The sequence below is a fragment of the Filimonas lacunae genome, from assembly GCF_002355595.1.
Classification (GTDB): Bacteria; Bacteroidota; Bacteroidia; order Chitinophagales; family Chitinophagaceae; genus Filimonas; species Filimonas lacunae.
In genome coordinates, this window is sequence record NZ_AP017422.1 from 4,493,016 (window position 1) to 4,514,701 (window position 21,686).

20 protein-coding genes are annotated in these 21,686 nt (G+C 42.2%); 8 read left to right on the forward strand and 12 right to left on the reverse strand.

Features of this window, described 5'->3' with window-relative positions:
* Positions 1 to 3: 3 nt before the first annotated feature.
* The gene (locus tag FLA_RS17785) at positions 4 to 210 is read right to left on the reverse strand and encodes a hypothetical protein (protein WP_076378550.1); all 207 of its coding nucleotides are present in this window, start codon (positions 208 to 210) and stop codon (positions 4 to 6) included.
* 237 nt (positions 211 to 447) lie between these two features.
* Between FLA_RS17785 and FLA_RS17790 the strand changes: the two genes are divergently transcribed.
* The gene (locus FLA_RS17790) at positions 448 to 1,410 is read left to right on the forward strand and encodes a class I SAM-dependent methyltransferase (RefSeq protein WP_076378555.1); all 963 of its coding nucleotides are present in this window, start codon (positions 448 to 450) and stop codon (positions 1,408 to 1,410) included.
* On the opposite strand, the gene coaE is transcribed toward FLA_RS17790, so the two are convergent.
* The 6 genes from coaE to nusB all read right to left on the reverse strand — a co-directional run bounded on the left by coaE (position 1,411) and on the right by nusB (position 7,320).
* Complete coding sequence (gene coaE / locus FLA_RS17795; protein WP_076379331.1) at positions 1,411 to 2,022, reverse strand: dephospho-CoA kinase; 612 nt, start codon at positions 2,020 to 2,022, stop codon at positions 1,411 to 1,413.
* Positions 2,023 to 2,109: 87 nt separating this feature from the next.
* Positions 2,110 to 3,699, reverse strand: a complete 1,590-nt coding sequence (locus FLA_RS17800) for a hypothetical protein (protein ID WP_076378557.1) — start codon at positions 3,697 to 3,699, stop codon at positions 2,110 to 2,112.
* Between the two features lie 55 nt (positions 3,700 to 3,754).
* Positions 3,755 to 5,353 (reverse strand): hypothetical protein, encoded by a 1,599-nt coding sequence (locus FLA_RS17805; protein ID WP_076378559.1) that lies wholly within the window; start codon positions 5,351 to 5,353, stop codon positions 3,755 to 3,757.
* Between the two features lie 159 nt (positions 5,354 to 5,512).
* Positions 5,513 to 5,863: a preprotein translocase subunit YajC gene (yajC, locus tag FLA_RS17810; protein WP_076378561.1), complete on the reverse strand. Its 351-nt coding sequence runs from the start codon at positions 5,861 to 5,863 to the stop codon at positions 5,513 to 5,515.
* Positions 5,864 to 5,932: 69 nt separating this feature from the next.
* Entirely contained in the window at positions 5,933 to 6,373 is a 441-nt protein-coding gene (locus FLA_RS17815; protein ID WP_076378563.1) for a DUF1573 domain-containing protein, read from the reverse strand.
* Positions 6,374 to 6,393: 20 nt separating this feature from the next.
* Positions 6,394 to 7,320, reverse strand: coding sequence for a transcription antitermination factor NusB (gene nusB / locus FLA_RS17820; RefSeq protein WP_076378565.1), 927 nt, complete (start codon positions 7,318 to 7,320; stop codon positions 6,394 to 6,396).
* A 707-nt stretch (positions 7,321 to 8,027) separates the two neighbouring features.
* On the opposite strand from nusB, the gene FLA_RS17825 reads away from it, so the two are divergent.
* Together FLA_RS17825 and groL are read left to right on the forward strand one after the other, a co-directional pair.
* Positions 8,028 to 8,312, forward strand: coding sequence for a co-chaperone GroES (locus tag FLA_RS17825; protein ID WP_076378567.1), 285 nt, complete (start codon positions 8,028 to 8,030; stop codon positions 8,310 to 8,312).
* A gap of 61 nt (positions 8,313 to 8,373) precedes the next feature.
* Positions 8,374 to 10,008: a chaperonin GroEL gene (groL, locus tag FLA_RS17830; protein ID WP_076378569.1), complete on the forward strand. Its 1,635-nt coding sequence runs from the start codon at positions 8,374 to 8,376 to the stop codon at positions 10,006 to 10,008.
* Between the two features lie 226 nt (positions 10,009 to 10,234).
* On the opposite strand, the gene FLA_RS17835 is transcribed toward groL, so the two are convergent.
* Positions 10,235 to 11,158 carry a hypothetical protein gene (locus tag FLA_RS17835; protein ID WP_096511123.1) on the reverse strand — a complete coding sequence of 308 codons (924 nt, stop codon included), beginning with the start codon at positions 11,156 to 11,158 and terminating at the stop codon, positions 10,235 to 10,237.
* An 80-nt stretch (positions 11,159 to 11,238) separates the two neighbouring features.
* Here FLA_RS17835 and FLA_RS17840 point away from each other — a divergent pair, with 80 nt between their 5' ends.
* The 3 genes from FLA_RS17840 to secDF are packed head-to-tail and all read left to right on the forward strand — an operon-like array spanning position 11,239 to position 15,216.
* Positions 11,239 to 11,586, forward strand: a complete 348-nt coding sequence (locus FLA_RS17840) for a hypothetical protein (RefSeq protein ID WP_076378573.1) — start codon at positions 11,239 to 11,241, stop codon at positions 11,584 to 11,586.
* Positions 11,587 to 11,614: 28 nt separating this feature from the next.
* Positions 11,615 to 12,085, forward strand: a complete 471-nt coding sequence (locus FLA_RS17845; RefSeq protein WP_076378575.1) for an FKBP-type peptidyl-prolyl cis-trans isomerase — start codon at positions 11,615 to 11,617, stop codon at positions 12,083 to 12,085.
* A 56-nt stretch (positions 12,086 to 12,141) separates the two neighbouring features.
* Complete coding sequence (gene secDF, locus FLA_RS17850) at positions 12,142 to 15,216, forward strand: protein translocase subunit SecDF (protein WP_076378577.1); 3,075 nt, start codon at positions 12,142 to 12,144, stop codon at positions 15,214 to 15,216.
* 122 nt (positions 15,217 to 15,338) lie between these two features.
* Here the strand turns inward: secDF and FLA_RS31515 are convergent, their stop codons facing one another.
* From FLA_RS31515 to FLA_RS17865, 4 genes are all read right to left on the reverse strand, one after another.
* Positions 15,339 to 15,482: a hypothetical protein gene (locus FLA_RS31515; RefSeq protein ID WP_159445088.1), complete on the reverse strand. Its 144-nt coding sequence runs from the start codon at positions 15,480 to 15,482 to the stop codon at positions 15,339 to 15,341.
* Between the two features lie 153 nt (positions 15,483 to 15,635).
* Entirely contained in the window at positions 15,636 to 17,207 is a 1,572-nt protein-coding gene (locus tag FLA_RS17855) for a DUF6029 family protein (RefSeq protein WP_076378579.1), read from the reverse strand.
* 10 nt (positions 17,208 to 17,217) lie between these two features.
* Positions 17,218 to 17,703, reverse strand: coding sequence for a TlpA family protein disulfide reductase (locus FLA_RS17860; protein ID WP_076378581.1), 486 nt, complete (start codon positions 17,701 to 17,703; stop codon positions 17,218 to 17,220).
* 141 nt (positions 17,704 to 17,844) lie between these two features.
* Positions 17,845 to 18,912 (reverse strand): Omp28-related outer membrane protein, encoded by a 1,068-nt coding sequence (locus FLA_RS17865; RefSeq protein ID WP_159445089.1) that lies wholly within the window; start codon positions 18,910 to 18,912, stop codon positions 17,845 to 17,847.
* A 952-nt stretch (positions 18,913 to 19,864) separates the two neighbouring features.
* Between FLA_RS17865 and FLA_RS17870 the strand changes: the two genes are divergently transcribed.
* Positions 19,865 to 20,860 carry a helix-turn-helix domain-containing protein gene (locus FLA_RS17870; protein WP_144264012.1) on the forward strand — a complete coding sequence of 332 codons (996 nt, stop codon included), beginning with the start codon at positions 19,865 to 19,867 and terminating at the stop codon, positions 20,858 to 20,860.
* Between the two features lie 176 nt (positions 20,861 to 21,036).
* Complete coding sequence (locus FLA_RS17875; RefSeq protein WP_144264013.1) at positions 21,037 to 21,375, forward strand: hypothetical protein; 339 nt, start codon at positions 21,037 to 21,039, stop codon at positions 21,373 to 21,375.
* Positions 21,376 to 21,686 lie beyond the last annotated feature (311 nt).

Genomic DNA, 21,686 nt, shown 5'->3' on the forward strand with positions numbered 1-21,686 from the left:
CATCTACATCATAAAATACCTATGGCCGGCTGATGATAGCCGGCCATAGGTATACAAAACAGCGTATATATGTACATCTGTAAGATGCGCAAAACGCAATAACCGTTTTCGTTTATCGCCCTTCGTTGCGGAAGATACAGCAGGCACTCCCAGCAACCCACCGGCTAAAGTGCCTAATACACCTTTCTTTAATAAGCTTCTGCGATCCATATACCTTTCTTTTATATAAATTATATGAGCAATAAAAGTTATCTGAAAGAACCCTTGTTATGAAAAAATCAATAACCGAACCTATGATATATATAAACAAAGAAGCCCACTTCCTTTTATGCGGGAAGAATAGCCGTCATAGCCATGCTATGCCTGATCAAGTGCAGAGGCATAAGGGTTTTAAGTTGATATTATATTCAGTTATGACGTTAAACGTAATATATTTAGCTTTGCGGGATGGAGTCTTCTAAATTGTCAATGTTTGAAAACCGGTTGGTAAAAGTGTATAAACACAAAAGCAAACTTGCCAAACGCCAGCAAATTACCTGCTACCGGGTGTACGATCACGATCTGCCTGAATTTCCTTTTTGTATAGAATTGTACGATGATAAAATATACCTGGCCGAGTACCTTCGCAGGCATGGTATGGAAGATGAAGAACACGAAGCATGGCTGGATGAATGCCTGGCATTGATTAGCCGATTACTAAATGTGCCTGAAGATCATATTTATGTGCGACAGCGTAAGCGCATGAGCCATCGCGGACAACAAGATCAGTACGAAAAACTAGGAGTAGAAAAAGAATTCTTTACTGTAGAAGAAAACAACCTCAGGTTTTTGGTAAACCTTACCGACTATCTGGATACAGGCTTGTTCCTGGACCACCGTACTACCCGTAAAATGGTGCAGGAACAATGTGAAGGGAAAAGGGTGTTAAACCTGTTTTGCTACACTGGTTCTTTTTCGGTATATGCTGCTGCCGGCAAGGCCGCTTCAGTTACCTCTGTTGACTTATCTAAAACATACCTGGGCTGGGGCGAAGACAATTTTGCAGCCAACCAGTTAAGCAACCCTGCTAAGTATCACTTTATACATGCGGATGTAAAGCAATACCTGAAAACATTACAGCCTAACCAGTTTGACCTGGTGGTGATGGACCCACCAACTTTCAGTAATAGCAAACGCATGAAGGACATACTGGATATTCAGCGTGATCATGTGGAACTGATTAATGATGTATTAGCCACTTTAACATCCGGCGGAGTTTTGTATTTCAGCACCAACTACACCAAATTTATAATTGACGCAGAGAACATACATGCTACAGACATTAAGGATATTACCAGGGCTACTACTCCATTCGATTTTGAAGGCAAACTAAAAAGATGGTGCTATAAAATAATAAAGCCACAGGCGTAGTTATACAACTGTGGCATCTTTAACGGCGGCTTTTTCCATAAGCATCCCGTGTATTTTCAGCACCTGTGGTATTAACAATTCCTGGTCGTTATTCACTACTACAAAATCGCACAGGCGCATTTTAATTTCTTCGTCAATTTGCCGGCTCATTCGTGCCAGCACCTCTTCCCGGGTAGTGCTATCCCGCTGCATTACCCTTTGCACACGCAATGCTTTGGGCGCATATACGCCTACTACATAATCCAGATCACTGGCGCTGCCCGCTTCAAACAATAACGCAGCTTCTTTTATAGCATATCGTGTAAGTTGCTGTTGCATCCAGTAGTCTGCCGCCTTAATGGCTGCCGGGTGTACCAGGGCATTTAGCTGTTCCAGCCTAAATGCGTCATTAAACACAATGCCCGCCAGCTTTTTGCGATTCAGCTCTCCGTTCTCAAAAATATCCGCACCAAAGGTTTGCATAATGGCCTGCTGCAAAGCCGTGTCGGTAGCCATGATGTTTTTAGCCACCACATCTGCATCAAATATGGGAATACCCAGCACCTTAAAAACTTTGGCTACTGTGCTTTTGCCCGAGCCTATCCCACCCGTTAACCCCACTTTTAATAGCATAATAAAAAATTGGCGCAGAAAAATTAGCGAAAAAAACAATGCCGCTCATTTTTCTACGCCAAACTTCCGGTAAACCAACAAGTGGGACTATTTTATCCTTCGTTTCAGCAGTTCTATTTCAGCATCCTGCTGTGCCGCCAGTTTGTCCTGAATCTCCATTTTTTTATTCTGTTCAATAATATATAAGGTCAGTTCTTCTATTTTTTTCAATAACAACACCTGGTTATCCCCCACATTCACCCCTTCTTTACTTACAGTTGCAGCCGAAGGGACTTCAGGCAGGTGTTTATTTTGCAGGATCTGCTTTTCTACTATTGATAAGGCGGGCAACTGATAAGTGGAATCAAACACATAATCAGCCCAGTTTTTGCTCGTTACTTTCAACTTTATAGCAGTAATAGTTCCATTTACAGCCAGCTCTGACTGTGGCTTGTTGGTGTTGACACCTACTCTTCCTTTAAAATAAGAAGGCGCTGTCCCAATAGCATACAGCTGAAAACCCGCCCCTTCATTCACACTCGTTTCAATAGTCCTGAAATCGGTAGTGGCCGTTAAATCCGGATCTATCAGCAAGCCACGCACAGGCCCGGAATAACCTGTTTGAATTACAACAGGACTCAAACGCAATGCACTCACCCTTCCTGTATTAATGTTTTGTGCTATCTGCAATGAATCATACATTCCTATCCCATTCCAGTCTGCGTTGATAATATTGCTTTTAGCATTTACATAAAATCTGAGTACATCTCCTGTATTTGTTAATGAAGTAATATTCCCCGGTTTCACCAGGCTGATGCTACCATTTGTACTATAAATAAAGGAATTGGTACTCACTTCTTTTAAAAAACCCGTCGTTTTATGATTCACACTATCATTAAACTGCCATACGCTATCTATTACAGTTCTGCTTTTCAGATAATTGCCGGCAGTACCACCCAGGTATAACTGGTACCCCTTTCCATAGGGTACATTGGTTTCTATAGCTCTGAAGTTTGTTACATTGGTTAAAGCGGGCGTGATATAAAGCCCCCTGGTAATGCCACTATAACCTGTTTGTGTTAAAGCTGGCATTAGCCTTACCTGGGTATAACCTTGTGAAGAAATATTCGCGTTAAAATATAAAGAATCAAGGAACAGGGTTCCATTTTGCATACTGGAAGTAGCCGTAGCAGGTGCAGCTCCTTTTAATAACAATGCGTTTACCAGATTGCCAGATGGTTTATAGATATTATAAACAACATCTCCCCCCCTCATCAGATCATTGGTTTTGAAAACGTTGGCAGAGACTGTACCCCCCACTAAAACAGAGCCCCTGAACCTGGCAGACAGGGAGGTGATACCTGTATAGCCACCGTTGTTAATAATGGTAGGATCGGCCACATCCAGGCTATACAATTCAGTGGAATTACCCGTGACAGTATAGGTGGGAGCTATGCTTACAGCAGCTCCATTTCCTGTCATTGATGGAGCTATGTTTTTTACAGCGGCAATGGATTGTGTTGTTTTTAAGGTAACAACAGCACTATCAGAAATTCTTGCACGGGTAATACTATCTGCCAATATAATAGCCCTGCCGTAATTAGGAATACCAGTATTGCGACTGGTGGTATCCAGCTGAGAATAGGAATAAGTAGCCGAAAGCAAAGCAAGGAAAAGTAATAAATATTTATTGTTCATACTGTAAGGGTTCAAATGGTCCGGTTAACTATTTATGAAGTGGTGTGATTACTGACTACTTCACTTTTTGTTTCAGCAGTTCTATTTCAACTCCTTGCTGTTCCAGTTTTTTGCTCCTCGCTTCCAGTTTTTTATTTTGTTCGATAATATATAAAGTAAGCTCTTCTATCTTTTTCAATAACAGCACCTGGTTATCTCCCACATCAATTCCTTCCTGGCTTACAGTAGCCGCAGAGGGTACGTCCGGCAGGTGTTTGTTTTGTTGAATAAATTTTTCTACTTCAGGTAACGCAGGCAACTGATAAGCAGAGTCAAATACATAATCAGCCCAACCTTGAGTAGTAACTTTCACCCTTACTGCAGTAATAGTTCCATTTACAGCCAGCTCTGACTGTGGCTTATCGGTATTGATACCCACTCTTCCTTTAAAATAAGAAGGCGCCGATCCACCGGCATACAGTTGAAAACCAGCTCCATCATTTACCAGCGTTTCAATAGCCCGGAAATCAGAGGTACCTGTTAAAACAGGATCAATCAGCAAACCACGTACGGTTCCTGTATACCCCGTTTGCATAACAACCGGGCTTACGCGCAAGGCGCTAACCCTTCCTGTACTGATATCTTGCGTTATCTGCAATGAATCGTACATACCTATCCCATTCCAGTTTGCGTTGGTAATATTGCTTTTACCAATTACATAATATCTCAGCAAATCCCTGGTGCCCGTTAATGTAGTAGGATTGGCTGCTTTCAGGAAATTAACGCTGGCCAGATCCTTATAAGTAAAACCATTCGTGCGCACCTGTAAATAAGAAGCAGTAGCCTGATAGTACACTAAATCATTAAAGTTCCAGATACTATCTACAGTTGTTCTTCCACTCATATAATTGCGGGCTCCTCCTCCCAGATACAGTTGGTAGCCGTTTCCAAAAGGCACATTGGTTTCTATAGCTCTGAAGTCCGTAACGTCTTTTAAAATGGGAGATACGTATAAACCCCTGGTAATGCCACTATACCCGGTTTGCGTTAAAGCCGGAGTTAACCTTACCTGGCTATACCCTGTTGCCGAAGGTGTATTGGAATTAAAATATACTGTATCAGTAAATAAGGTGCTGTTCTGTATGTTGGAAGTGGCCGTAACAGCAGAAACGCTTTTGAATACCAGCCCGTTTAACAGGTTAGCGGATGATTTAGAGATACCCAAAGTATTATCATTGTTACTCCGCATGAGTTCATTTGTTCTAAAATACTTGGCATCAATGGTTCCTCCCACTAAAACTGAGCCTCTAAACCTGGCCGACATAGAAGAGATATTCGTATACCCCCCGGTATTAATAACAGTAGGATCTGCTATATCCAAACCATACAATTGATTGGAATTGGCAGTGGCAGTAAAAGAAGGAGTAATGGTTACAGCAGCACCGTTGCCTGTTATAGCCGGGGCAAAGTTTTTTGCAGCAGTAATGGTTTGCACCGTGTTTAGCGTAACTACAGCACTATCGCCAATTCTTGCACGCGCAACACTATCTGCCAGGATAATGGTTCTTCCGTAATTAGGTAAACCGGCATTACGACTGGTGGTATCTGTTTGCGCATAGGAATAATTTAAAAAAACCAGGACAAATCCGCAGAGTACGGTTAGTTTATTTAGCATATTATAAGGGTTGAAATATGCCGCAAGCTACAATCACTGTTTAAAAAAACAAAGCCTCTTTCTTACAATTAATCAGATTAAGCACCTTTGTGTATTTTTTAAATAAAAACGGCTGATTCATTTTAGTGAATCAGCCGTTTTGTCAATTTGTTTTACAAACTACTTCCCAGCAGGAACTACACCGTTTGCTTTGTTTAAAGCAGCAGTCCACTCCATGCTTAAAGCTTGTTTTTCAATTTTGATGTAGCTACCAGGGCTTACTTCCAGCTCCAGGGTAGTGCCATCTTCGTTAATTTTATTGATTTTACCGTGTATACCGGCAATGGTAACCACTTTGTCACCCTTTTGCAGGTTGTCGATATATTTCTTTTGATCTTTTGCTTTTTTAGCCTGAGGGCGAATCATGAAGAAATAGAACACCAGGATAATAGCACCCATCATAAAAAAAGAAAACATAGGACTTTGTCCTTGTGCTCCTCCGGCAGGTGCTGCTAAAAGTACTGAATACATGATTTGTAGTTGTATTAATGAGAAAATTCGTGCAAATCTATTGCTTTAGCACAATAGCACGCTTAATTTTTACTTTTCTTTAATTTCTCCGGTGAAAATCAGCTCAAACTGCTGTCTTTCATGCGTGTTGGCAGTAACTATCATATACTTTCTAAAAGTGCCCACATGTGCCCGTTTGGTATCAAATGCCGCAGTTACTACCCCTTCGCCACCCGGTAATACAGGCTCTTTAGTATAACCTGCTGTGGTACAACCACATCCGGGCCTTACTTTAGCAATTACCAGCGGATGTTGCCCCACATTATTAAAATGAAAAGTGATCAGCGTGGTATCGCCCATGGTAAGATTCCCCACATTTACCACACTGTCTTTCCAGGCAATATCGGTGTAATGGGCTGTATCCAACTGGGTTTTACTTACCTCTTCTTTCACAGAAACCTTGTTGTTTCCATTACAGGCCCCCATAATACCTGCCAGCAAAATGGCACAACCGGCCACAATTATTTTCATATAGTTACACTATTTAAGACTTATTTCTTAAAGTCGGTCTTATGCATCTTTTCTGTAGCAACCAGTTCTTTATGAATACCATCCAGTATGCCATTTACAAACTGACCGCTTTGCGGGGTGCTGTATTCTTTGGCAATGTCAATGTATTCATTAATAGTAACCTTTGGCGGAATAGTATCAAAATACAGGAATTCGGCCACGCCCATTTGCATCAGAATCATATCCAGCTGTGCAATACGATCCGCATCCCAGTTCTTCAGCTTAGGTTTAATCAGATCTGATAAATGTTCTGTTTTCTCCATTGTGGTGTTCAGCAGATCGCGGGCAAACTGCCACTTTTCAGTGCCTGTCATATCATACAAATCGTATGCAGCAGGCTTTTGCAAATAAGCAGGCATTAACTGGTTCATCATCTCCGCATCGTCATCCCAGTTAGTAAAATGCTCTTCTACAAACGATAAAAAGTCTTCATCTGGTAGCATCAGGTCTGTAAAAATATAGCGCAGAATTTCTTTCTCCTGTTGCTTATCGTCACGATTTTCCACCTTAATGTACTCCTGGTAAATGTCAGTGTCTACCAGGCGCTGATAAATTTTCTTAATCCAATCCTGACTATCAATGCTTTTAGGCACAGTTACTTCTATCGCTTTCCTGTAAGAAGCACTTTCCAGTATCTTCCACAACTGCTCGTTACCGGCAATTTTGGTATTTACGTTCAAATCTTCTTTTGTGGTAATGTGTTTAGATGCTCTGTGTTTGGCATCAATTTCGGCGTACTGCGCCACCTGAGTAATAAAATGTAGCAGGTAAACAAATAATTCACGGGACTCTTCCAGCTTTTTTGACAAAGCCTGTACCGGGTTGTTTTTGGCTTTCACATCGTCCATGGCCTCTAATGCATAGATAACCTGCATTACTTTCACCCGTATATTTCTTCTGCTAATCATGAAAAAAGAACTTTAAAGGCTGCAAATATAATAGTTTATGCCCTTCCGGTAAAACAATTGGGCTTGCAAAGGGTTATTTAATTTACAACCATCCCCATGAAGCTGATAAACCGGAAATTCCTGGTGCTGTTGCTAGTGTAGTGCTTAGCAGGAGTGTGAACGTAAACAGTCAGTGGCAGCCAGCTTTAAGACATCTACCTTGTTTATTATTATTGCCAAAAACACTACAAAAATGCAGGTACAGACTAATGTGGATGAAGCAGATTTAGGCAATGCTCACAAAAGTGATAAAAAGCTAAAGCCTGGTATAACTGCAATTTTATTGTTTACATAAACAAAACAGTGCCCTGCTGATTTCAGCCAATACATTGAAATATGAAGCTGACGAATCCGTGGCCAAACAATACCAACAAAGTGGGCTCATAGATCCAACCGTCCAAACAAATTTTTCAGCAACAGTGAAAACCTGGTAGGTGTATCACTTATGAACATTACGGTATGAATAAGCATCAGTCAAACACCCTGTCGCTCTGACAGATTTGGCAGTAAGAAAGCAAAAAAAAACACTCAACCTGTCAGTATTGGTCAAAATTACCGGTGTACAACAGGTCAAAAATGTAATTTTGACCTGTTTGCAAGACCCTTTTAGGCTATGGCACAAAAATCGTTGACATGTGATTGACAAAAAATCAAAAACAGATATAATTATGGCTACCAAAAAACTCAATGTTACCCCTCTTCATGACAGGGTGATCGTAAAACCAGCTCCTGCCGAAGAAAAAACTGCGGGTGGTATCATCATTCCCGACACCGCTAAAGAAAAACCACAACGTGGTACTGTAGTAGCAGCCGGTACCGGTAAAAAAGATGAGCCTGTAACCGTTAAAGCGGGCGATACAGTTTTATATGGCAAGTACGCCGGAACTGAAATCACCATTGAAGGTCTTGAATACCTGATTATGCGTGAAAGCGATATCCTGGCTATCGTTTAATAGCCTGCGATTGATAGTGAAAATGCATTGTAAACTTTAGAATTTTTAATTCCCATACATCATGGCAAAACAAATCTACTTCGACATCGAAGCAAGAAATAAAATGAAGAAGGGTGTTGATACCCTGGCTAACGCGGTGAAAGTAACCTTAGGTCCTAAAGGCCGTAACGTGGTTATTGAGAAAAAATTTGGTGCACCTGCTGTTACTAAAGACGGTGTTACCGTTGCTAAAGAAATTGAACTGGAAGACGCTATCGAGAACATGGGCGCTCAAATGGTAAAAGAAGTAGCTTCTAAAACCGCTGATATAGCTGGTGATGGTACTACTACTGCAACCGTTCTGGCACAAGCTATTATCAGCGAAGGCCTGAAAATGGTAGCCGCCGGTGCAAACCCAATGGATTTGAAACGCGGTATCGATAAAGCTGTTCAGGCTATCGTAGCAAACCTGGCTACTCAGAAAAAAGATGTTGGTAACAACAACAAAATGATTGAGCAGGTAGCTACTATCTCTGCCAACAACGACAACACTATTGGCAAACTGATTGCCGAAGCAATGGGCAAAGTGGGTAAAGAAGGCGTTATCACTGTTGAAGAAGCAAAAGGTACCGATACTACCGTTGACGTAGTAGAAGGTATGCAATTCGACCGTGGCTATATCTCTCCTTATTTCGTTACCAACAGCGAGAAAATGGAAGTAGACCTGCAAAGCCCTTATATCCTGATCTACGATAAGAAGATCAGCGCTATGAAAGACATTCTGCACATTCTGGAGAAAGTAGCTCAAAGCGGCCGTCCTCTGGTTATCATCTCTGAAGACCTGGAAGGTGAAGCACTGGCTACCCTGGTAGTAAACAAATTACGTGGTACCCTGAAAGTAGCAGCTGTTAAAGCTCCTGGTTTCGGCGATCGTCGTAAAGAAATGTTACAGGATATCGCAGTGCTGACTGCCGGTACTGTAATCAGCGAAGAAACTGGTTTCAAACTGGAAGCTGCTGACATCACTTCTTTAGGTCAGGCTGCTTCTATCACTATCAACAAAGACAACACGATCATCGTTGGTGGTAAGGGTAAAAAAGCAGACATCACTGCACGCGTTAACCAGATTAAAGCGCAAATTGAAAACACTACTTCTGACTACGATAAAGAAAAATTACAAGAGCGCCTGGCTAAGTTAGGTGGTGGTGTAGCTGTTCTGTACGTAGGTGCTGCTACCGAAGTAGAAATGAAAGAGAAAAAAGACCGCGTAGACGACGCTTTACACGCTACAAGAGCGGCTGTTGAAGAAGGTATTGTTCCTGGTGGTGGTGTTGCTTACATCCGTGCTGTAGAATCACTGGATAAAGTAAAAGGCGCAAACGCTGACGAAACTACCGGTATCAGCATCGTTCGTCGCGCTGTAGAAGAGCCATTACGTCAAATCGTAGCCAACTGCGGTTTAGAAGGTTCTATCATTATACAAGGTATTCGTGAAGGGGAAGCTGATTATGGTTTCAACGCACGTACCGAAACATTCGAATACCTGTTCAAAGCAGGTGTAATCGATCCTACCAAAGTTAGCCGTGTAGCGCTGGAAAACGCTGCTTCTATCGCTGGTATGCTGTTAACTACTGAGTGTGTAGTGGCAGACAAACCAAAGCCTGAAGCTGCTCACAGCCACGCTCCAGCTCCTGGTATGGGCGGTATGGATTACTAGTAGTAAGCTGGCAACGGCCGGTTTGCATCGATCCTATAAAAACAAAAGCCTCTTGCGCAAGCAAGGGGCTTTTGTTTATCTTAATATCTTTGCCTTATTTATTAAAGCCAACAATGAGTTCCAGTTTTGCTGCTACTGTCATTGTACCTGACCGCCATATTTTCTGCCGGATCAAAAGAGGGACCTTTCTCCAATAAATATCATAGACGGAGCAGGTTATTTTAAACTACTCCCGTACTACAGTAACAGATTTACTCAAATACAACTGAATAGAATCTTTAGCCTTGGCAGAATCTGCTATGGCTATTTTTTTGCGTAGAAACAACCGGTAAGAAAAGGATCCATCTGCCTGTTTACTGCTGTCAAAAGAAGCAGGATCACCAAACGAACGTAATTGTGCAATACGGGTGCGTGCACGGTCGCCGCTGGTAGTGGTTTCAAAAATAAATTTATAACGGCTGCTGTCTTTAGAAACTATTGGAACAATGGCTGCAACAGCAACACTGTCAGGTTTGTTAGCAGTGCCTGTTGAATCTTTTGCAACAGCAGTGGTATCCGGCATAACCGGGGGCGGTGTTACAGGTGCTGCTGTTTGCGTATCCGCTGCTGTAGTTACCCCAGTGTCCGTGTTACTTTTGTGATTGAACATGGTATATACACCATACCCTACACCGGCAATCACCAGTAAAAAGATAATAAGCCCAATCCCCATAATACCATTACGCTTACCCATACGGGCTACCAGGCTAGTATTTTCGGGTAAAAAATGCTGTTCTACCTGTACGTTATTATTAGCAAGCTCAGCCCCTCCTGTATTGCGGGTGAAAACATAATCACCATATTTATTCAGGGAAACAACACCTACATCATTAATGATATAAGGCTTACCAATGTTTACAAACTGGCGAACCTGCTCCAGGTAAGATTCCAGGTCAGAAGCTACCAGCACACGCCCTTTCCCCGATTTTTCTGCAATTAAATCCAATAACACCCCACTGGTTTCTGCTTTTTTGTCTGCTACAAATTTCACGTCACCGGATGTTTCGCCTTCTTTAGGCTCAGTGATAATGGTAAAAGTGCCCATTTTCCCCAGTGTCAGTTGCTTATGCTGCAGTAGAAAGTCATGGATAATGTTGTCGTATTTATTCAAGGTAAACAGGTTTAGAGAGCAAAGTACTTAAATCTCAACACTTCACAAAGCAAGCCTGATTAATCTGCTATCTTTGCGCCATGCTAAGCAAACGCGAGGAGAAATTTATCGAATGGTGGGAGCAAAACCGCGAAAAAGAGCGGAAAACCATGCGTCAACTATATATTGGCCTTCCTGTAGGACTGGGGTTTGGCATAGCCATCCTTGCATTGCTAGGCTCTGGTTGGTTTGAAAGAGCCACAATGGTAGCTAATAGCCAGGTGAATCCCAATGTACTTACTATTGCCGTTGCAGCCATCGGTGTTTTTATTGCCATTTTTTACAAGAAATACAAGTGGGATATGTATGAACAGCAGTATCGCGAGCTGATGGCAAAAAAACACGCAGCAGAAAAAGCAGCACAAAGGCCGCAGGAACAGTCCCTATAAAAAACTTTTTTTTCCAACCAAAACTATCATGAAGAAACTAAGCATCGGCATTATAACCTGTACTATTCTCTTTTGTGCGTGGTCCTGTTTAAAAAGTAAAGACAACTCCTGTCAGTCTATGGCCCCGGAAACCGAGCTGCCGCAAATGAAAGCTTTTTGCACCGCTAACAACATCGAATACACCCAGTTAAGTAACGGCCTGCTGTACCAGGTTGTAGACAGCGGATCCGGAACCGCTCCTGCAAATCAGTCAGTTATATATGTAATTTACAAAGGCACCCTGCTCAATGGAACCGTGTTTGACCAAACAAACACAGCTGTAAAAATGAATCTCTCCAATTTGATAGAAGGCTGGAAAGTTGGTTTGCCCCTTATAAAAAGGGGTGGCCATATCAAATTAATTATTCCATCCTACCTGGGTTATGGTTGCGCCGAATTAACCGGAATACCGGCAAATTCAGCACTGTATTTTGATATAAAGCTCACAGATGTGCAATAACATTGAATTCCCCTATCTTTGCCGCCATTAAAATTTAGAAGAAAACCCTTATAAGTATGCAACTGAAAGGTTTGGTGCGTTTCTTTACGATTGCGCTGATTTTGATTTGTCTTTACCAACTGTCTTTTACATGGATTGTAAGAAGCCATGAAAGCAGCATGGAAGAAAAAGCGGAAAAGTGGCTGAACAAAGCCTATCCGAAGCCAGAAGCGAAATATCCTTCTGACTCTGCCATGCGCACTGCTTATGCCGATTCATTAAAAGAGTTGGAAAAAAACTATCTGCAGCGTTTACTCGACAGCACAAAAGACACCAAGATTGGTCCTTTTAGCCTTACCACCTATCGTGGTGCTAAAGACAAGGAACTGATGATGGGTCTTGATTTGCAGGGAGGTATGAGTGTTACTATGGAAGTGGGACTGGATGGATTAATCCACTCACTGGCTAATAACACCAAAGATCCTGCATTTAACAAGGCGTTAAGTGCTGCCGTAGCTACAAAAGCAAACAGTGGACAGGATTTAATCACCCTGTTTAGTCAAGAATTTCAGAAAGCGGCTCCAGGCGTTAAGCTGGCTCCTTTCTTTTCAGCACGTAGCAACAATAAGATTAAATACGATGCAACAGATGCCACTGTAATCAGCTACCTGCGTACAGAAGCCATTACTGCATTCAATAACACTTATCGTATTTTACGCACCAGGATTGACCGTTTTGGTGTAGCTTCTCCTACCATTAACCCCGATCCCAACAAAGGTATCATTACCATTGAACTGGCCGGCATTAACGATGCAGAGCGTGTACGTCACTACCTGCAATCTACTGCCAACCTGCAGTTCTTTGAAATGTACAACATTGCCGAAATCGGTGAAGGTGTAATGACTGCAGAAAAAGCGTTATCTGAATACCTGAAAGGCAGCAAAACCGTAGATTCTGCTGTTTCAGTAAAAGACAGTACCGCTACTACAGCCACTGCTAAAGGAGATACCACTTCTACAGGTACTCTTTCTTCTATCGACAATAAAGCAACTGCTGCTAACGATACCTCTAAAGTAAAACCAGAAGATGCGCCTTTAACCAGCATCATCGGTTTTGCACAAGGTCAGCGTAACCAGCAAACCGGTGCTGTACAATATCCTTCTTACATTGGTTATGTAATGCTGAAAGATACTGCCACTGTTGGCCAGTACCTGCGCATGGATATTGTGAAAAACAAATTCCCTTCTAACCTGGTATTCATGTACGGTAAAGTGGAAAACGATGATCCTAAGTTCAGGAACATCATTCCCCTGTATGCTGTAAAAACACTGGATAACGGTGGTGCCAAACTGGAAGGCGAAAACGTAAGTGATGCCCGTCAGGATTACGACGACAAATCACGCGTAGCTATCAAAATGAGCATGGATCCTATCGGCACCAAAATCTGGGCTGATATGACCTCTAAAAACATAGGCAAGCCTATCGCTATTGTGTTAGACAATATCGTATACAGCGCTCCTTTCGTAAACACTGCCATCCCTAACGGTCAGTCAGAAATTTCTGGTAGCTACTCTTTAACAGAAGCACAGGATATGGCCGACATTCTGCAGTCTGGTAAATTACCAGCCCCTGCTAAAATTGTTCAGGAGCAGGTTGTAGGACCAACCTTGGGTCAAGCAGCAGTAAAAGGTGGCACCATGTCATTTGCCATCTCCTTCCTGGTGATCTTCATTCTGATGATCTTATACTATAACACTGCAGGTTGGGTAGCTAACATCGCCCTTATCTTAAACCTGGTGTTCACCATCGGTATCTTAAGTGCATTAGGCTTTACGCTTACTGCTCCTGGTATCGCAGGTTTAGTATTAACCATTGGTCTGGCGGTAGATACCAACGTAATCATTTTTGAAAGGATTAAAGAAGAGTTAACCAAAGGTAAAAGCTATCAATTGGCGGTAACTGACGGTTACAAACGCTCTTATGCTCCTGTTCTGGATGCGCACGTTACTACCTTATTAACCGCTATTATCCTGTTCTACTTCGGTTTAGGACCAGTGTTAGGTTTTGCAACTACTCAAATCATCGGTATCCTGTTATCCCTGTTCTGTGGTATCATGGTATCAAGATTAATATCTGACATCTACACTACCAGACAGCGTCACTTCAAGTACTTTACCGGTTTCTCTCAAAAAGTGTTCAAGCATGCTGCTTACAAATTTGTAGAGTATAGAAAAGTAGCTTACGGTATCTCTGTTATTGTACTGTTCTTAGGTGTTGGTTCCTTCTTCTTTGGTTTCGATTATGGTGTTGAATTTGTGGGTGGCCGTAGCTATACCGTTGCCTTCAACCACATTCCTAACCAGGAGCAAGTGGGTAATGACTTAAAAGAAGTATTTGGCGAGTACCCTGTTATTAAAACAGTAGACAAGGCCAACCAGCTGAACATCACTACCGCTTACAAAATTCATGAAACTGGTAACAACGTTGATTCTACTGTAGAACAAACCCTGTTCAACGGTTTATCCAAGCACTTACCTGCCGGTACTACTTACAAAGAGTTTGCAACCAAATACAAGCAAAGCTCTCAAACAGTATTACCAACCATTTCTGATGACTTAAAATCAGGCGCCACTAAAGCAACCATTTTTGCTATCCTGGCTATCTGTTTATACATCTTTATCCGTTTCCGCGACTGGCGTTTCTCTGTGGGTACCATTGTTGCCTTGCTGCACGACGTGTTTGTAACACTGGCAGTATTCAGCTTCCTGCGTAAAGTAGTACCGTTCCCACTGGAAATTGATCAGCACTTCATTGCGGCTATCTTAACCGTAATCGGTTTCTCGATGAACGATACCGTTATCGTATATGACCGTATTCGTGAAGACGTGAAACTGATGGGTAACGAACCTAAAGATGTTGTGATTAACCGCGCTATTAACCAAACGTTAAGCCGTACGTTAATGACTTCATTAACCGTGTTCCTGACCATCTTAATCCTGTTTATCTTCGGTGGCGAAGCAACAAGAGGTTTCTCTTTCGCAATGTTAATCGGTGTAATCACCGGTACTTACTCTTCAATCTTCGTAGCCGCTCCTATCTTATTGGATCTGGCTAAAAGCAAGCCACTGGGCAAGCAGGAAGAGAAGAAGTAATTCGGGTTTATTATTCAATCGTCCATAACGGACGGTTACTATATAAAAGTCCCGGTTATAGCAATATAACCGGGACTTTTTATTTACAGCCATACCGCCCATTCACGCAGTATGCTCCCATTCTATCTCACTTCATTGGTACCCTTACCCACAATACTTACCTGTACAGATAATAACACAGTATCTTCTGAAGATGGTGCATACATCTTGTGAGATATGGCCCAGGCAGCAACGGCCATCATGAATTTTCGAACATTCAGTTTCATGCTCACCAATGTGATTAGGGTTAGGTACCAATACTAACTAAAAAGCCCGCCTCCATAACAGAAGCAGGCTTCAAAGTGGTGAAACAGTGTTCACCTTCTATTTAGATAAGAGCCGGGCGTAAACCATGAAACGACGGGATCAAACAAAATAGCTTAGTTGTTGAACGTGATGGTTAAAGTAGCAGTTAAACCACTCGCAGCCGGCACGTAACGGCAAACACCACCCACACAGAATAAACCGGCACGTTGGCGGCCATAAGCCAGGCTAAAACGGGTAGCATCTTTCATAATACTGCCACCAATATTGTAATAATGTACTTTAGTGGTACCATAGTTATACAGGTCGCTCGCATATACACTTAGCATAGGAGCGAAAGTGAACTCGGTAACAGCGGCCGCCCAGTTACCTCTGTCTTCCTTCGTGTATAAATGCTGTAATTCCAGGCGTGCGCTCTTCCGCGGTGCATATTTGTATAATATATTAGCCAGGCCAATATGACTGGTAATGCTTTTGTCATTTCCGCCCTCAATAACATGCTTATTATAAAACACATAATGATAAGAAAGAATGCTTTGCCATTTGCTGTTCCATTTCTTTTTCCATTCGATGCTGCCATCTTTGAAGAAAGAAGAATCAGGACTGAAGATAGAGCCAGGCGTTTTTAAAGCATTATACTGCGAGTAGTTCACCGATAATTTAGAACTTCCCAGGTTTACAAACACATCCAGCTGTCCGCCTGTTTCACCAGCCACTTGCGCGTTATACACGTAGATGTTGGTGGTTAAATAATCGTGCTGTTTGGTTAAAGCAGGCACATAGTTCATGGGCAACACAGTCCCCTCGGCATTTCTGTCCGAGCGCCAGTCCATATTACTGATGCCACGATAAGTAAGGTTTACGCCAAATTTACCGGCAGTGTACGCACCATTGATCAATAAAGCCTTGCCATTATCATCGCTAAACACATTGGCTACGTGTGGATCCTGGCCTTTGTGCACATACTCCACACCAAGCGAAGCATTAGCGCCTTCTATGGCTAAACGGGCCGCGTAAGCATTTACAGTAGCCGGGAACTTGTCGTCTGCCCCTGTATACTCCTGGTAACGGCTTACATAGCTAAGTCCACCGGTTACATTCACAGCAGTTGGCCTTTTTACAAACATGCGGCTTAAATTGATATCCGCATCTGCACCACGCACAGTAGCATCTGCATAGTCAAAATACTCACGCGGACGACCATATACCACTTTCAGTTTTAAAAAGTCGGTTGGCTGTATCTGCACATTCACTCCTTCCAGGGCGTTATTAATACCAATCTGTCTGTTTTCCCACGAACGAAAAACCAGACCGCTACCAAACTGCTCATAAAAATCGCCCACCTGCAAACTCACCTTGTCCCCGCTATAACGGAAATAACGGTTTACCAGTTTACCTTCATTACGCCCCTGCTTAGTGCCCAGGAAAGGAAACCCCTGCACAGCCGGCAAATAAGCTTCGTATTGTATCCCTGCACTGAATTGCTTATAGGTATAATCCAGTTTAAAAAAGTTGTTAGAGCCAATTTTATCCTGCGGAGGAACCGCCAATATTTTATCATCCTTACGATAATACTGTGTATAGCTATCAAAGCTTCCGCTCAAATGCCCCTGCGCCAGCTGTTCCAGCTGTGCCTGCGCAACAGAAGCTCCCAGGCCTAACCCCAGTGTAAACAACGCTTTCTTCATCTGTAAAAAATTACAAAGTTTTTATTTTGGTAAACAGTTCATCTTCATTTCCGGCCACATACCCTGTATGCTGATATACCACTTTGTTGTTCTTAATAATAAGCACATGCGGTACATCATTAATATTCAAAGCACGCTTCAGGTCGTTGTTCACATCCGTAAGTACATCAAATCCCCAGCCCTTTCCTTTTACAAAAGTCTTTACCCGTTGGCTGGTACGTGCATCATCAATAGAGATGGCCAGCAGTTTAAAAGGCTTCTCCTTCTGCCAGTCGGCAAACACATCATTGATATTATCCAGTTCAGTAACACAAGGCACACACCAGGTAGCCCAAAAGCTTACTACCACTGCCGTATCGCCACTACCAGAAACCAGTTTAGAGAAATCTACACTTTGCCCTCCCAGGGTTTTAACAGACACAGAGGGAAAATTTTCCTGTGCGTAAGAAGCCACACACAAAAAGCTGCCCAGCAGCCACGCATACATTTTTTTCATGTTTGAAATTGCTTTAAGCATCTATAAAAAAGAAAATAAGCCAGCTAGTCAGCAAGCACCCATCCACCATAAACAGTGACGCGCTACTGCTGACCAACTGACCTCTGTCATTCATACTCCTTCTTCTAACACCCCATCACACTAATCAAAATCCTTATTAGCGCCGGCAGTGGTTACCTGGGCGTTCAACAAACCTTTACGGCCCGCTACGTTAGTGGCGTCGTATTGTACAAAGGCAACGATTTTTACATTGGCAGGTACCACGGTATAGCTGGTGCCCATGCCGGTTGTACCAGTCAAAGCAAAGCTGAATGTTTTTTCAAACACGCCGCCCTTTACCTGGCTGGCCACAGCGATAGTATCACCATTTACCACATCGCTGGATGAAGTTTGTCTTAATACATTGATATGTGAGTAACCATATAAAGAATCGCCACCTAAATCGCTGTAATAGTTATGCTGATTCGCTATCAGGTTATTTTCCACCATCATAACAACAACACGTAAAGGCAAATCAGTGTTAACACCAAACTTCACTTTTACTTTACCGGTAATAGCATTCGATCCCACTGCGCTTTCAATAGCTAAACCCACGGGAGCCCATGCATCCATAGCATCAGTTAAAGTAGCATCACCTTCATCCCATTTAGAAGCACGGTTTAATAAACCATAAGGAAAGCCGGTCACCTTAAAGCTGTTAACCAGCTTGTTGGCATACAGATAGTAGAATGGATCTACACCACCACCGTGCACACCTACAAAAATGGTATTAGGATAAGCAGGTAAAAAGTCTTTCAGGATATAAGGTACGCGAGGGCAATAGCCGCACCAGGTACCGGTAAAATCTTCCAGTAATATCTTTTGTGTAAAATCGGAAGTGGGCTTACCTGCTACTACTAATTTAGCTTCATTAGAAGTTAATGTACCTTTTTTAGCAGTAAACACATTGGTACCCGCCTTTGCAGGATAATAAGTGCTACCAGTGATAGTAGCGCCATTTACATACACCTGTACGCTGCTGCTGATGTCATTACCTTTTTCATCCACCGCTACAACTTTAACAGCATCAAAACCAGTAGCCAGTGCAGTATCTTTAGATAATGAGATTGAAATAGAAGGAGTTGCGTCTTTTTTGCTACAAGACGTTACACCACAAAAACCTGCCAGGATGAATGCAGCCAGTAAGGGATAGCCTACTCTTTTTCCCATAAGTATCAGTTTTTTAGTTTTAATGAAAGCAGATACATTTATCTGCCCGAACTCATAGTGTCTTTTCCTCATGGTATCCCCTAAAGCATCTTTAAACAAATATTATTTTTCTTAAAACATTTTACACCTGAAAATAAAAATCAGAAACCTTTATAAAACAGCACTTTATAGGTACAATTACTCATGTTTCCATAAGTATACTTACTCAATTTATAGGTATAAATACCTATAAACAATACAGTAAAAACCATGGTAAAACCGGAGCAAAAACCAGTTACTATTACTCATTTTTATAAAAAAAGGAAATGATATTTTTTTTATTTGCCACAATACCCTAGCAGACTAACAGGCGGGAGAAAACAAGAAACCTGCTGTACCAATATACCTCAGCAATGTAATATTGGCACAAACAGGCAGTGAAAGCATCCTACGGACAAAGGATGAAAAAAGTTAAACAGGGCTGCTTACCCATGACACCGTGAGCCACAGGTATAGCAGCACACTGCACACGGGCCGAAGCCCGTTTTTATATGAAGGAGTACGTTTATAGACCTGCAACGTATTAAAATTGCAAAAATGCAATGGGAAAAGCGGGAACAAACTATTTATAATACAGGAGCAACAATTCAAAAAAAAATACCTAAAAATAGGGATTTACAAAATCACACTTTAACAGGTAAGAACGGGTAACTTCAAGCTATTGAAAGAGTTATGCAGCACCTTCTGCACAGTTACATATAGCACATATTTAGTTGTATTATTTTTAATTTGTATAGTTTAAAATATTTTCTATTTTAATAGTAGAAAAGGAAATGACTACTCCCTTACCGTGAAGGGCGGCTATACTACTATAAATCAGAACTTTTTTTACAGTTTTCTTTCTATTAACCAGCCGTCGAAATTTCATATCAGCGTGAAAATCGGCAAGGCTAAAACCCAGTTCTCAATATCTATGAAAGTAACATTCTACCGATTTGGTTTGCCGGAGGAAGGAAAAAAAACGGACCCCTCCCGCCATCTTAGCACCAAACACAAACTACCATGGACAGCGTCTATGGAAAGCCACAAGTTCAACAGTGGCACCGTTTTATCACAACAGTTTGCAGCGAAAAAATTCACAGTGTATCACTATGTGTTTTTAGTGCAACAACCTGCTTCCATCCGTATCAGCGTGGAACAACCTTCTGCCTTATTACATTGCGTACTGGAAGGTAATTCCGAAGCCCTGTTACAAAATGGCAACAAACTAACGCTTAAAGAAAAAAGCTATCAGCAAGCTTTTTATCCCAAAGGCGATAGTGAGTTCAACCTGCCCCCAGGCACCCATCAATGGCTGTTTATTGCCGCCACCCCTGCTTTCCTGGAAGATTTTGCCGAAAACAACACACATCCACGGGAAGTAATGGAAAGACTGCAAAACGCCAGTAACCAAAGTCATCAACTCAACAGTGCCTCTATTGGTTATGAAGCACAGCATGTCATTGATCAGTTACTCGACCTCAACCCCCACCCCCATTACGCAACCCTTGATATAAGAACCCTGCTGGAAAAACTGTTCAGACAATACCTGGCCGACGCAAAGTTACATCCGGTGCAACCACCAGATGAGTATGCCAAGCTACAGGAATTAAGATGGCAGTTACGAACACAACCTAATGCGCACGTACACACTATTAAGTACATTTCCAGCAAGTATTCCATCCCTGGAAAAAACTTAACCAAGTTGTATTATTCGCTGTACGGAGTTTCACTGGAAAAGGAAATTCGCGATCAATTAATGAAGTACGCCGTTTTCCTGATTAAAACCAGTGAACAAACATTTGAAGACATCAGCGACGAATTAGGCTATGCCGACCGACACTGTTTTACCCGCGCCGTTACCCGCAAAACAGGCAAAACGCCCAGTTGCATCCGTAAAGAGTACCGGGAAAACAGAAACTTCGGATAATTTTTGATAACCCTACCTAATACAACGGGGAACGTATTAAAATGGAATTAAATCCATGAAATACTTCCCCGTTAACATTATCTTTTGATTTTTCCGCAGTAAACTTGTGCCGTGTTTGCAATGACATGACAGGTATCAAGTTACACATATCACGTCTTCTTATCCTTCTGATAGCTATGCAAATACTCAATTTGAGTATTTACATGCAGGATTTTGAGCCCATCAAAACACACAAACACACTATTGGCGAGTTTAACGAAATCAACTCCATCGTAGAATATGTGGCCGAAATAGTGCTGCATCACAAAGGAGCCCTGCCGGAATACCACCAGCAGAATAACGACCACTCCGCCATGCAAATGCACAAACACGCTCCCATTAAAATGATCACCTTTGATGATCTGCAACCTAAAAGAGCGTTTTACGTGGCAACACGCAATTACATCCATCCTTTGAACGAAGCCTACTATTTCCTTTTCTTTAAGGAAATCAACCCTCCACCACCCAAAGCGTAGTGGTTAGTTGTAAGTGTTCAGTGGCGCCCGTTGCGCCAGTAGTAAGTTGACAATAGTCAGTTGTAAGTACAGCCAGTTATTACCAGTACAATACGTAACAGCTGGGTGTTTATCAGAGTGGCCATACCCTAACAGGTAGAAAGGCCTAAGCCGGCAGATGCGCGGCTCTATACTTCTGATAACCCAACACACGAACTGACAAATCCGGCTTATCACTCACAACTGATACCAGGGCAGCCTTATCACTCCCCACTACCAACAACCAACAGGAAAAGAAAAAGGACATGTGCCGGTAAGCCCATGCTGATGCT